Annotated in this window: 12 protein-coding genes; 8 read left to right on the forward strand and 4 right to left on the reverse strand. The window is 67.7% G+C overall.

Annotated elements, in window-relative coordinates; genetic code table 11:
* Positions 1-38 precede the first annotated feature (38 nt).
* Positions 39-503, reverse strand: coding sequence for a MarR family winged helix-turn-helix transcriptional regulator (locus E3O23_RS15375; protein WP_134492508.1), 465 nt, complete (start codon positions 501-503; stop codon positions 39-41).
* Complete coding sequence (locus E3O23_RS15380; protein ID WP_420897676.1) at positions 500-2,209, reverse strand: MDR family MFS transporter; 1,710 nt, start codon at positions 2,207-2,209, stop codon at positions 500-502. Before E3O23_RS15380 ends, E3O23_RS15375 begins: the two co-directional genes overlap by 4 nt.
* Positions 2,210-2,388: 179 nt before the next feature.
* Here E3O23_RS15380 and E3O23_RS15385 point away from each other — a divergent pair, with 179 nt between their 5' ends.
* From E3O23_RS15385 to E3O23_RS15415, 7 genes are all read left to right on the forward strand, one after another.
* The gene (locus tag E3O23_RS15385; RefSeq protein WP_134492510.1) at positions 2,389-3,165 is read left to right on the forward strand and encodes an HAD-IIB family hydrolase; all 777 of its coding nucleotides are present in this window, start codon (positions 2,389-2,391) and stop codon (positions 3,163-3,165) included.
* A gap of 246 nt (positions 3,166-3,411) precedes the next feature.
* A complete protein-coding gene (gene rplJ, locus E3O23_RS15390) occupies positions 3,412-3,927 on the forward strand; it encodes a 50S ribosomal protein L10 (RefSeq protein WP_092324607.1) in 516 nt (171 codons plus the stop codon).
* Positions 3,928-3,978: 51 nt separating this feature from the next.
* On the forward strand, positions 3,979-4,362 hold the full coding sequence (gene rplL / locus E3O23_RS15395; protein ID WP_134492512.1) for a 50S ribosomal protein L7/L12: 384 nt from the start codon (positions 3,979-3,981) through the stop codon (positions 4,360-4,362).
* 318 nt (positions 4,363-4,680) lie between these two features.
* Positions 4,681-6,024, forward strand: a complete 1,344-nt coding sequence (locus E3O23_RS15400; protein WP_134492514.1) for an ABC transporter substrate-binding protein — start codon at positions 4,681-4,683, stop codon at positions 6,022-6,024.
* A gap of 87 nt (positions 6,025-6,111) precedes the next feature.
* Positions 6,112-7,083, forward strand: coding sequence for a carbohydrate ABC transporter permease (locus tag E3O23_RS15405; protein ID WP_134492516.1), 972 nt, complete (start codon positions 6,112-6,114; stop codon positions 7,081-7,083).
* Entirely contained in the window at positions 7,080-8,072 is a 993-nt protein-coding gene (locus E3O23_RS15410; protein WP_134492518.1) for a carbohydrate ABC transporter permease, read from the forward strand. The genes E3O23_RS15405 and E3O23_RS15410 overlap by 4 nt, the downstream gene beginning before the upstream one ends.
* 49 nt (positions 8,073-8,121) lie before the next feature.
* On the forward strand, positions 8,122-10,011 hold the full coding sequence (locus E3O23_RS15415) for an ABC transporter ATP-binding protein (RefSeq protein ID WP_134492520.1): 1,890 nt from the start codon (positions 8,122-8,124) through the stop codon (positions 10,009-10,011).
* A gap of 175 nt (positions 10,012-10,186) precedes the next feature.
* On the opposite strand, the gene E3O23_RS15420 is transcribed toward E3O23_RS15415, so the two are convergent.
* Together E3O23_RS15420 and E3O23_RS15425 are read right to left on the reverse strand one after the other, a co-directional pair.
* Positions 10,187-10,837 carry a DUF305 domain-containing protein gene (locus tag E3O23_RS15420; RefSeq protein ID WP_241983503.1) on the reverse strand — a complete coding sequence of 217 codons (651 nt, stop codon included), beginning with the start codon at positions 10,835-10,837 and terminating at the stop codon, positions 10,187-10,189.
* Positions 10,838-10,847: 10 nt separating this feature from the next.
* Complete coding sequence (locus E3O23_RS15425) at positions 10,848-11,537, reverse strand: DUF3105 domain-containing protein (protein ID WP_134492524.1); 690 nt, start codon at positions 11,535-11,537, stop codon at positions 10,848-10,850.
* 189 nt (positions 11,538-11,726) lie between these two features.
* On the opposite strand from E3O23_RS15425, the gene E3O23_RS15430 reads away from it, so the two are divergent.
* Positions 11,727-13,088 carry a cystathionine beta-synthase gene (locus tag E3O23_RS15430; RefSeq protein ID WP_134492525.1) on the forward strand — a complete coding sequence of 454 codons (1,362 nt, stop codon included), beginning with the start codon at positions 11,727-11,729 and terminating at the stop codon, positions 13,086-13,088.
* The last annotated feature ends 18 nt before the right edge of the window (positions 13,089-13,106 follow it).

The raw sequence follows: 13,106 nt of genomic DNA on the forward strand, positions 1-13,106 counted from the left end.
GAAGGTACTTTCTCCGCAGTTCAACCCCTGGTGGAGGACTAGCGCGGCGAGGGCGAGCCCGCCTGCTCGGGTGCGTCGGGCCTGTTCAGCCGGGCGATCAGGGCGGCGAACTGCCGCAGGTCCTCCTCGGGCCAGGTGCCCAGCCGCCGCTTCACCACCGCGTCCTTGCCGGCGCTCACCTCGGCCAGCTTCGACACCGCCGCGGGCGTCAGGGCGAGGAACCGGGCCCTGCCGTCGCTCGGGTCGGCCTGGAGCTCCAGCAGGCCGAGCTCCTGGAGCTGGGCCACCTGCCGGCTGACGACGCTGCGGTCAACGGACAGCGTGTCGGCGACGGCGCTCGCATGGGTCGGGCCGCAGCGGGAGAGCAGGCGCAGCACCTTCAGCCCGAACGGCTGCAGGGCGGGGTCGATGCTCAGCGCGGCATCCCGCATGCTCCTCCGGATGAGGCCGGCGAGGATGTTCATCTGCTCCTCGACCTCCGCGAGGGCCTCGGCCGTGGTCATTTCACGACCTCGATCGTGCCCGTCGGGTGCACCTGTCCGACCGGGGACAGGGCCACGGATGCCGCGCTCACGCCGATCAGCGCGTCCTCGGTGTCCTCGGCCTCACGCTGGTGCGCGGCCTCGTCGGTGTGGGAGAGCTCGACGGCGTTCTTCCGGCCGAGCGGAAGGTTGGGCAGCAGCGCGACCATGACCAGGGTGACCACGGCCAGCGGCGCGCCGAACAGGAACACCGTGCCGACGCCCGAGCCGTACGCGGACTCGACGAGCACGCGGATGGCGCCGGGGAGCTCCGAGATGTGGGGGATCGCCCCGCCGCCGAGGGCCTTCGCCGCGGCGGCCTGGTTGGCGGGGCTCAGGGCGCCGATGCCGTCCGTGATCTTCGCGGCGACCGTGCTGCCGAGGACGGAACCGAGCACGGAAACGCCGATCGTGCCGCCGATGCTGCGGAAGAAGGTCACCGCGCTGGTGGCCACGCCGAGGTTCTTCACCTCGATGGCGTTCTGCACCACCAGGACCAGGTTCTGCATCAGCATGCCGAGTCCGGCGCCGAGAACGAACATGTACACCCCGACGAGCACGAGGTTCGTGTCGTACTGCAGCGTGCCGAGCAGCAGCAGGCCGGCGAGGACGAGCACGCTCCCGGAGACCAGGATCGCCTTCCACTTGCCGGTGCGGCTCACCATGCTGCCGAAGACGGTCGAGGAGACGAGCAGGCCGCCCATCATCGGGATGGTCAGGAGGCCCGACTGGGTGGGGGTCGCGCCGCGCGCAAGCTGCATGTACTGGCTCAGGAACACGGAGGTGCCGAACATCGCGACGCCCACGGAGAGGCTGGCCACGGTCGCCAGGGTGAAGGTGCGGTTCTTGAACAGGCCGAGCGGGATGATCGGCTCCTTGACGGTGAACTCAACGATCACGGCGGCGATGAGGAGGCCTGCCGCGCCGGCGACCATGATGAACGACTGACCGGATGCCCACTCGAACTGGTTGCCGGCCTGGGTCACCCAGATCAGCAGCAGGGAGACCCCGGCCGCGATGAGCAGGGCGCCGAGGTAGTCGATGCGGGCGGTCCGCTGGGGCCGCTTGGGCAGGTGCAGGGTCAGCTGCAGCAGGATGATCGCGACGATGGCGATCGGCAGCGCGATGAAGAAGTTCCAGCGCCAGCCGAACGCATCCGTGACCACGCCGCCGAGCAGCGGGCCGCCGACGGTGCCGAGGGCCATCACGCCGCCGAACAGCCCAGCGTACTTGCCGCGGTCGCGCGGGCTGATGATGTCCGCCATGATGATCTGGCTGAGCGCCGCAAGGCCGCCGGCGCCGAGGCCCTGCAGCACGCGGAACCCGATCAGCGTGTTGGTGTCCTGCGAGAGGCCGGCCAGGGCCGAGCCGACCACGAAGATCACCAGGGCCAGCTGGATCAGCAGCTTGCGATTGAAGAGGTCGGCGAACTTGCCCCAGATCGGGGTGCTGACGGCGGTGGCGAGGAGGGTCGCGGTGACGACCCAGGTGTAGGCGGACTGGTCCCCCTTGAGGTCCGCGATGATCCGCGGCAGCGACGTGGCGACGACCGTGCCGGCGAGGATCGCGACGAACATGCCGAGCAGGAGGCCGGAGAGGGCCTCCAGCACCTGGCGGTGGCTCATCGTTCCGTCGGTGGGGACGGGGTGTTTCGCGGCCTTTCGGCCCTTCGTGGTGCTGGCTGACATCGTGCTCCCGCTGATAATTGACAAGGGTCAACCATATTCACCTAGTGGACTTGTGTCAACTACTTGGCCGGCCGAGTGGGCCGGCCCCGACCAGGCCCGACGCGGTGTTCGTCCAGCCGGCGCGCGTAAGCTGTGGGGCCGTTCCATTTAGCCAGCTGATTTAACCAGAGGATGCCCTTGTGACGAACACTCCCCGCCTGGTGGCATTCGACCTGGATGACACCCTCGCCCCGTCGAAGTCGCCGCTCGACCCGCGCATGGCCGGGCTCATGCTGCGCCTGCTCGATGTGGCGGAGGTCTGCGTGATCTCCGGCGGGCAGCTCGCGCAGTTCCAGATGCAGGTCGTCGACACCCTCGAGGGCGCCGTCGACGAGCAGCTGGAGCGCCTGCACCTCATGCCCACCTGCGGCACGCAGTACTACCGGTTCTCCGACGGCGTCCTGTCGCAGATCTATGCCCAGAGCCTGTCCGACGACGAAAAGTCCCGGGCGCTCGCCGCGGTCGAGGGTGCCGCCCGTGAACTCGGCTACTGGGAGAGCGAGACCTGGGGGCCCATCCTCGAGGACCGCGGCTCGCAGATCACCTTCTCCGCCCTCGGCCAGGCCGCGCCGGTCGCCGCGAAGATGGCCTGGGATCCCACCGGCGAGAAGAAGAACCGGCTGCGCGCGGCCGTGCAGGCTGTGCTTCCCGACCTCGAAGTCCGCTCCGGCGGGTCGACCTCCGTCGACATCACCCGGCGCGGCATCGACAAGGCCTACGGGATGAAGCGGCTCGCCGAGCTCAGTGGCATCCCGCTGGACGACATGCTCTTCGTTGGCGACCGGCTCGACCCGGACGGCAACGACTACCCGGTGAAGGCGCTCGGAGTGGAGTGCCACTCGGTTCGCGACTGGCAGGACACGGCCGGCTACCTCGAGACGCTGATCCCCACGCTCGCGGTGGCCGCTCGCGCCTGACCGGCGCGCGGCGCCGATTTGCGCCCGCGCCGCCGCATCCGGTAGCGTGGGCAACAGCCAAAGACCGCCGGTTATTGCCTCGCCCAGAAATGGACGTAGGCAATCGAAGGTTCATTCACGTGAACGGCCCGCGCAGGACTCGAAGTAGAAGTGCAGTGAAAGCTGCTCCCCGCTCCGGCCCTGCGCCGGAGCTTTTTTCATGTCTGCGCCCCGGGCTACCGGCACATGAATACTAAGAGGAGCGCCATGGCGAACAAGGAAGCAACGGTCGCCGAGCTTACGGAGAAATTCGAGAGCTCGACCGCCGTTCTGCTCACCGAGTACCGCGGACTCACTGTTGCGAAGCTCAAGGAGCTGCGCACGTCCATCAGTGAGGACGCCACGTACGCCGTGGTAAAGAACACGCTCACCAAGATCGCGGCCAACAAGGCCGGCATTTCGTCGTTCGATGACGAGCTCGTCGGTCCGTCCGCAATCGCTTTCGTGCACGGTGACCCTGTCGCCGTCGCGAAGACCCTGCGTGCCTTTACCAAGGCAAACCCTCTCCTGGTGGTCAAGGGCGGTTACTTCGACGGTAACCCGCTGACCGCCGCAGAGGTAGGCAAGCTCGCCGACCTCGAGTCCCGTGAGGTGCTGCTGGCCAAGCTGGCCGGCGCCTTCAAGGCCTCGCTGTTCGGAGCCGCATATCTGTTCAACGCACCACTGTCGAAGGCTGTTCGCACCATCGACGCGCTGCGTGAGAAGCAGGAGTCCGCGAACTAGGCATCGGCCTGGCATCGCGGTGAGTAACTAAGAAACTATAAGGAGAAAATCATGGCAAAGCTTTCCACTGAAGAACTGCTTGAGCAGTTCAAGGGCCTGACCCTCATCGAGCTCTCCGAGTTCGTCAAGGCGTTCGAGGAGACCTTCGAGGTCACCGCCGCTGCTCCGGTCGCCGTTGCCGGCGCTGCCGGTCCCGCCGCCGCTGCCGAAGAGGTCGAAGAGCAGACCGCTTTCGACGTCATCCTCGATGGCGTTGGCGACAAGAAGATCCAGGTCATCAAGGTTGTGCGCGAGCTCACCGCCCTGGGCCTCGGCGAAGCCAAGGCAGTCGTCGACGGCGCTCCGAAGGCCGTCCTCGAAGGCGTCTCGAAGGAAGCAGCTGACAAGGCAAAGGCCGCCCTTGAGGGCGCCGGCGCCACCGTCATCCTCAAGTAGTAACGCCCCGCGAGGGGTACTGATTGAGGCGTGACCGGCGTCAGCCGTTGAACGCAGAGGGCGTCGCATCCGTATGGATGCGACGCCCTCTGCTTCGTTAAACGGTGCCCGCCCTTCGGGGGAATCGGGGGTTGATCGGGCGATCTCCTGCCCCCCGCTCGAGGGTAACGATTTGGCATCCACTCGGCGGATTGCGCTGCAGGCCTTGCCGGGCTCGTGCGCCGCCTCTAGGTTGGTGGGCGAAAGGCTTGCCATGCGTTCGGCAGATCCTTGAGGCCACGTGGAAGCGCTTTCTTTTACTCAACGAGGAGGAATCGCATGAGCGTGAAGAATCACCGCCGACTCATCATCCCGACCGCCGCTCTCGCCGCGATCGGGCTCGCCCTGACCGGCTGCACGGGCGACACCGCCGGGGGAGACAAGGCGAACACCGAGTGTGCCGACTACGACGCCTACGGGACGTTCGACTCCGGCACGGAGGTCAACATCTACGGCACGATCCTCGAGGTTGAGGCCGACCGCCTGCAGGAGTCCTGGAAGGACTTCGAAACCTGCACCGGCATCGACGTCGTGTACGAGGGCAGCGCCGAGTTCGAGGAGCAGATCAACGTTCGGGTCCAGGGTGGGAACCCGCCGGACCTCGGGATCACGCCCCAGCCCGGACTCGTGGCCGACCTGGCCCGGTCAGGCGCGCTGCTGCCGGCACCGAAGGCCGTCGCGGATAACGTGAAGGAGTTCTGGTCCGAGGACTGGGCCGGTTACGGCACGGTCGACGGGGAACTCGTCGGTTCGCCGCTGATGGCGAGCGTCAAGGGCTACGTCTGGTACTCGCCCTCCACGTTCAAGGACAACGGCTGGGAGGTTCCCACCACCCTCGACGAGCTCAGCGCCCTCACCGACAAGATCGCCAAGACCGAGACCAAGCCCTGGTGCGTCGGCTTCGCCTCGGGAGTCGCCACCGGCTGGCCCGGAACGGACTGGGTGGAGGACATGGTGCTTCGCCTGTCCGGACCCGAGGTCTACGACCAGTGGGTCACCCACGAGATCCCGTTCAACGACCCGGCCATCGCCGAGGCCTTCGACGAGGTTGGTGGCTTCATCAAGGACGAAGCCAACGTGAACGGCGGCCTCGGCGCGATCAACTCGATCGCGACGACGGAGTTCGGTGACGCCGGGCTGCCCGTGCTCGAGGGAACGTGTGCCATGCACCACCAGGCCACGTTCTACGAGGGCTTCTGGCCGGAGGGAACCGAGGTCGCACCGGATGGCGACGTGTGGGCGTTCATCCTCCCCGGAACCGAGGCGGACGCGAACGCGGTCACCGGTGGTGGCGAGATCGTCGCCGCCTTCAGCGACTCCAAGGAGACCGTCGCCGTGCAGACCTACCTGTCGAGCGACACCTGGGCGAACAACCGGGTGAAGCTGGGCGGCGTGATCAGCGCGAACAAGGGCCTCGACCCGGACAACGCGAGCAGTGAGCTGCTCTCGACCAGCGTCGAGATCCTGCAGAACCCGGACACGACGTTCCGCTTCGACGCGTCGGACCTCATGCCCGGGGCTGTGGGCGCAGGATCGTTCTGGAAGGGAATGGTCGACTGGATCGGCGGCAAGAGCACCACGGCGACCCTCGACTTCATCGAGGGATCCTGGCCCAAGGAATAGGCCGAACCTCGGGGGCCGTGCGGCAAACGCCGCACGGCCCCCGAGGGCAACTCGCGTGACAGCACTCAATGGGGAGGCGGATTTCTCGTGACCACAAGCGATCTCATCGGCAAGATCATCCAGGTCCTCGTGGGCCTGGCCGCTTTCGCGGCCGTCCTCGGGCTCGTCCTGTTCTTCATCGACCGGGCGCCCAAGAAGGGCCGGGACGTCATCCAGCTGGTGGCCTTCCTGCTGCCCGCGATGATCCTGGTCGCGATCGGGCTGGTCTACCCGGCAATCCGAACGACCATCACCGCCTTCGGCGACAAGGCAGGCAACTTCATCGGCCTGGACAACTTCGTCTGGATGTTCACCCAGCCCGAGGCGCTGGTCACCCTCCGCAACACGGTCATCTGGGTGGTTCTCGTCCCCCTGGTGTCGACGATCGTCGGGCTCGCCTACGCGGTCTTCATCGACAAGTCGCGCGGGGAGAGGATCTACAAGGCACTCGTCTTCATGCCCCTGGCCATTTCCTTCGTCGGCGCCGGCATCATCTGGAAGTTCGTCTACGAATACCGTCCGGCCGAGCGGGACCAGATCGGCCTGCTCAACCAGATCCTCGTCTGGTTCGGCCAGGAACCCGTGCTCTGGCTGCAGACGGAGCCGATCAACACGCTGCTGCTCATCGTGGTGCTGATCTGGGTGGAGACCGGGTTCGCCATGGTCGTGCTGTCGGCCTCGATCAAGGGCGTCCCGATCGAGCAGCTCGAGGCGGCGGAGCTCGACGGGACGAACGCGTGGCAGCGCTTCCGCAACGTGACCCTGCCCAGCATCCGCGGCGGCCTCGTGGTCGTCGTGACGACCATCACCATCGCCACGCTGAAGGTCTTCGACATTGTGCGGACGATGACCGGCGGCAACTTCAACACCAGTGTGGTCGCCAATGAGATGTACACGCAGGCGTTCCGAGCCGTCCAGCCGGGCCGTGGTGCAGCGCTGGCCCTCATCCTGTTCGTGCTGGTCCTGCCGATTGTGATTTACAACGTTCGCGTCATGCGTCAGCAGAAGGAGATCCGATGAGCGACAACGTGGTCGACCTGCCTCTTCCCGGCGCCGCCAAGCCCCGGGACACCACCTTCGAGGTCGTCGCCGCCGACCTCACCAAGGCCGGCCGAGTGAAGCGACGCCTCACCTCCCGGACCGCGACCATCGCCTCCCTGGTGATCGCCGTCATCTGGACGATCCCCACCTTCGGTCTCCTGCTGTCCTCGTTCCGGCCGGAGGAGCTGATCCGGACGACGGGCTGGTGGACGGTCTTCCAGAATCCCGGTTTCACCCTCGACAACTACCGGGACGTGCTGTTCTCCTCGAGTTCGTCGGCGCCGCAGCTGGGCAGTTACTTCGTCAACTCCCTGGCGATCAGCATCCCGGCCACGATCTTCCCGCTGGTGCTCGCCTCGATGGCCGCCTACGCCTTCGCCTGGATCAAGTTCAAGTGGAGCGGCGCGCTCTTCGTGTTCATCTTCGCGCTGCAGATCGTGCCGATCCAGATGGCGCTGATCCCGCTGCTGCAGATGTTCACCACCGCGCTCCAGCCGATGCAGGAACAGATTCACGCCGCCATCCCGATCATCCCGGAAGACACCTACCTGCAGGTCTGGATCGCGCACACGATCTTCGCCCTGCCGCTGGCCATCTTCCTGCTGCACAACTTCATCTCGGAGATTCCCTCGGAGGTGATCGAAGCCGCCAAGGTCGACGGGGCGAGCCACAGCCAGTTGTTCTTCCAGATCGTGCTGCCGCTGGCCCTGCCGGCCATTGCCTCCTTCGCGATCTTCCAGTTCCTCTGGGTCTGGAACGACCTGCTCGTGGCGCTCGTCTTCTCCGGCGGCACGGCGGATGTCGCGCCGCTGACCCAGCGATTGGCCGAGCTCAGTGGAAACCGGGGCCAGGACTGGCAACGCCTGACGGCGGGGGCGTTCGTGTCGCTCGTGGTGCCGCTGATCGTGTTCTTCAGCCTGCAGCGCTACTTCGTCCGCGGCCTGCTCGCGGGGTCGACCAAGGGGTAGCTCCCCGGCGGGGGAATAGCGGGTCGGCCGGCGCGCTTAGGGTAAGCGTATGAGTGGAATGCACGGCGGCGGGAGTCCGCGCTCCCGCGTGAGCCGCGGGGATGTAGAAGCCCAGCGCGCCCAAAACGCCGAGGCTCCGCCCATCCCGAACCTGCTCCGCCGCATCCTCGGACTGTTCGCGCCGCACCGCGCGGCGCTCGGCGTCACGATCGTGCTCGTGCTGATCGGCGCCGCGCTGTCGGTGCTGCCGCCGCTCCTCACCCAGCGCGCCTTCGACGAGGGGCTGTTCCCGCCCGGCGGAACCCCGAACCTGGAGCGGCTGGCCTTCCTGGTCGGGATGATGATCGCGGTCTACCTCGGCAGCGTCCTGCTCGGCGTCTGGCAGACCTGGCAGACCGCCACGGTCGGCAACACCGTGATGGGCGCGCTCCGGGTGCGCCTGTTCACCCACCTGCAGGCGATGGAGCTCAGCTTCTTCACCAGGACGAAGACCGGCGTCATCCAGTCCCGCCTGCAGAACGACGTCGGCGGTGTGGCGAGCGTGCTCACGAACACGATCTCCAGCGTGCTCGGCAACGTCGTCACGGTCATCGCCGCGTTCGTGGCGATGCTGCTGCTCAACTGGCAGCTGACGATCGTGGCCGTGGTCCTGATGCCCATTCTCGTCATCGCGCAGCGCCGCGTCGGCCAGGTCCGGGCGCGGATCGCCTCGAAGACGCAGGAGTCGCTCTCGGACATGACGGCGATCACCCAGGAGACCCTGAGTGTCTCCGGCATCCTGCTGTCGAAGAGCTTCACGCGCCAGGACACGGAGATCCGCCGCTACGCCGACGAGAACGACAACCAGATCCGGCTGCAGGTCAGCCAGCAGATGAGCGGCCAGTGGTTCTTCGCCATGGTCAGCATCTTCCTCTCCAGCATCCCGGCCATCGTCTACCTCGTGGCCGGCTCGCTCATGGCCAACGGCACCGCGGACATCACGCCGGGCACGATCGTGGCCTTCACGACAGTGCAGGCCCGGCTCCTGTTCCCCCTCCTCGGCCTGATGCGGGTCGCGCTCGACCTGCAGACCTCCAGCGCCCTCTTCGCCCGGATCTTCCAGTACCTCGACCTCGTTCCGGCGATCGGCGACGCGCCGGAGGCGCAGGCCGCGCCGGCCGCGGGCCCGGACGTCGGCCGGGTCGAGTTCGCGGGCGTCACGTTCCGCTACCCGGATGCCGCGGCCGACTCCCGGCCCACCCTCGACAACGTCTCCTTCACGATCGAGCCGGGCCAGTTCGCCGCCTTCGTCGGGCCGTCCGGGGCCGGCAAGACCACCGTCTCCTACCTCATCCCGCGGTTCTACGAGGCCTCGGCCGGGCGGGTGCTGTTCTCCGGCGTCGACGTGCGCGAGCTCGAGCAGAAGTCGCTCGTCTCCCACATCGGCATCGTCAGCCAGGAGACCTACCTCTTCCACGCCACGATCGCCGAGAACCTGCGCTACGCCAGGCCCGACGCGACGGATGCCGAGCTCGAGGCGGCAGCGCGGGCCGCGAACATCCACGGCACGATCGCATCCTTCCCTGACGGCTACGCCACGGTGGTGGGCGAGCGCGGCTACCGGTTGTCCGGCGGAGAGAAGCAGCGGATCGCGATCGCGCGGGTGCTGCTGAAGAACCCGGAAGTGCTCATCCTCGACGAGGCGACGAGCGCCCTGGACTCGATCTCGGAGCGGGTCGTGCAGGAGGCGCTCGACACGGCGAGCCGCGGACGGACCACCATCGCCATCGCGCACCGCCTGTCCACCGTCGTCGCGGCCGACGTCATCTTCGTCGTGGACGGGGGCCGCATCGTCGAGCGCGGCAGGCACGCCGAGTTGCTCGCGGCGAACGGCGTGTACGCGCGGCTCTACTCGGAGCAGATCACCTTCCCGTCGCCCTCGCGCCCGGTCGCCGACTGAGGCGCTGTCCTCCTGTTCGCGACCCACCGCTGTCAGGTTCAGTTGCGGAAAAAGTACCTTCATCTGCGCGATAAGGGTACTTTGTCCGCAACTCAGCCAGGGGGGCAGGGTCACGAGCGAGGGGGCGCGGTGCCTGGCTGGCGCGGGACTGGCGTGGGGCGGCGAACGCGAACGGCTAGGCGCGGGCGGCGAGCATGCTGGTCATGAGCTCGATCTCGGCGACCTGGCTGGTGACCACGGCCTGCGCGAACGAACGCACCGGCCTGTTGTCGCTGCGGTCCAGCACCCCCTCGGCCATCTCGACCGCCCCCTCGTGATGCGCGATCATCAGGGTCAGGAAGATCCGTTCGGCCTCCACGCCGGAGGCCGCGGTCAGCTCGGCGATCTGGGCGTCGGTGGCCAGCCCCGGCATGGCCAGGCCCTCACCCGCCGCCGCCGAATGGCCGTGCTCCTCGCCCGAGCGCCCCGGGCGGGTCATCCACATCATCGCCGGCTCCCGGCCGGCCTGGGGCAGGCCCCACTGGGTGAGCCAGCCGAAGAGCTGGCCGGACTGCTGCGCCTGGGTCGTGGCGATGTCGTAGGCGAGCAGGCGCACGGCCGGGTCATCCGTGCGGTCGCGCACGACCAGCGCCAGCTGGACACCCTGGTTGTGGTGCACCTGCATATCGCGGGCGAACCCCGCCTCCGCGCTGGTGCCGGAGGGCGGGGCGTCGGCGAGCGTGCTCAGCCGGCCGAGCGAGAACGCGGCGATCCCTACGACGGCGGAGATCACGACGACGGCGACGATGAGCGCAAGGCGGCCGGGGAGGGCGCGGGTCCCGGGCACGGGAGTCGGCCTAGGAGACCTTGCCGGGTGCATCGATTCCCCCGGTGCACGGGGAACCGATCTCCGGGGCGAGGCCGCCCTGCCAGTACTCCTCGAAAAACGCGGGGATGCGCTTGTCCGAGACCGACTCGAGCTGCAACTGCGCATTCCAGCCGCTCAGCACGATCGGCGACGGCAAGCCGTCATAGGGGGAGAGCACGACGAAGGTGGACGGCAGCTGCAGCCGGAGGGCCTCGAGGTCGGCCTTGCTGATCGAGGAATCGTAGGTCACCCAGATCGCGCCGTGCTCGAGCGCATGCACCGCGTTCTCATTGGGCACGGGCTCCGTGTACACGCCGCAGTTCAACCAGACGGGGTTGTGCTCGCCGCCGGCCGGCGGGGTCTGCGGGTAGTCAACCGCCGTTTCCACATGCCCCGCGGGATTCTCGAACGTCTCCACGCCCGCGATCGTGGCGCCGTCGCTGCCCGGCTCGTAGGTCGCCTCCGGCGCCTTCTGCGGTGTGAGGACCACGGAGAGGACCACCAGCGTGATGATCGCGAGGGCCGCGCCGATGCCGCCGATGATCCAGGCCCGGCGGCGGACCGCGCTGCGCTTCTGCTGGCGGTGGTATTCCTCGAGCTTCTTCGCGCGCTGGGCGGCACGCTGCTGCTTGACGGTCGCGGTTTCCGACGAGGTGCTGGGGGGCGGTGCAGGGGTCACGAGGGGCCTCTCTTGGTCTTCCTGAAATTCTATCCGAACGCATGCGCCGGGTTTCCGGCCCGCAGCCGGAGGCTCTCACAGCCTTTTCACAGCCTTTCGGGGGCATCCGGCCCTCCCTAGAATGGGACCAGCGTTCGACTGGGCGTCGTGCAGCCAGACTGCCCGGCGTTGCCCCACAACGGAGGATCCATGAAAATCGCCGAGACCATCCTGGACCTGATCGGGAACACTCCGCTGGTGAAGCTGCACAAGGTCACGGACGGCATCAATGCCACCGTGCTGGTGAAGCTCGAATACCTGAACCCGGGCGGTTCGGCGAAGGACCGCATCGCGGTGCGCATCATCGATGCCGCCGAGCGCGACGGCCTCTTGTTGCCGGGCGGAACGATTGTCGAGCCCACCTCCGGCAACACCGGCGTCGGCCTGGCCCTGGTCGCGCAGCAGCGCGGCTACAGGTGCATCTTCGTGCTGCCGGACAAGGTCGGCGAGGACAAGCGCAATGTGCTCACGGCCTACGGCGCCGAGATCGTCGTCACCCCGACATCCGTCGCCCCCGACCACCCCGACTCCTACTACAGCGTCTCCGACCGGCTCGCGCGGGAGATCCCCGGCGCGTTCAAGCCCAACCAGTACGCCAACCCGAACGGCCCGCTCAGCCACTACGAGACCACCGGCCCGGAGATCTGGCGCGACACCGACGGCACCGTGACCCACTTCGTCGCCGGCGTCGGCACCGGCGGCACGATCACCGGAACCGGGCGCTACCTGCGCGAGGTCTCGGGCGACACCGTGCGGATCATCGGCGCCGACCCGGAGGGCTCCGTCTATTCGGGCGGCACCGGCCGGCCCTACCTCGTCGAGGGCGTGGGCGAGGACTTCTGGCCGGCCGCCTACGACCCCACCGTCGTGCACGAGGTCATCGCCGTTTCCGACGCCGACTCCTTCGCGATGACCCGCAGGCTCGCCCTCGAGGAAGGCATCCTGGTCGGCGGGTCGAGCGGCATGGCCGTCGTCGCCGCGCTCCGGGCGGCGAAGTCCCTCACCGCCGACGACGTCGTCGTCGTGCTGCTGCCCGACGGCGGCCGCGGCTACCTGGGCAAGATCTTCAACGACGGCTGGATGCGCAGCTACGGTTTCAGCAACGCCCCGGCCGGGCACACGGTGGGGAACCTGCTCACCTCGAAGGCGGGCAAGCCCGCGTTCGTCTACGTGCACCCGAGCGACACCGTGCACGACGCCATCCAGGCGATGACCTCGTCCAGCGTCTCCCAGCTGCTGGTCCTGGCAAACAAGCCGCCGGTCGTCATGGGCGAAGTGGTCGGCGCGCTCGACGAGCGCCGCCTGATGGAGCTCGTCTTCTCCGGTGAAGCCAAACTCACCGACAAGGTCAGCGCCTTCGTGGGTGATCCGTTGCCGCTGATCGGCGTGAACGAGCCGGTCGCGGCCGCCAGGGCCGCCTTCGCGCACAACGACGCACTGCTCGTCACCGACGGCGGCAAACCGCTGGGCGTCATCACCCGCCACGATCTGCTCACCTACCTGAGCGCTTAGCCAGAGAGAAGGAACGCC

This window comes from Cryobacterium tagatosivorans (assembly GCF_004402215.1).
GTDB lineage: Bacteria > Actinomycetota > Actinomycetes > Actinomycetales > Microbacteriaceae > Cryobacterium > Cryobacterium tagatosivorans.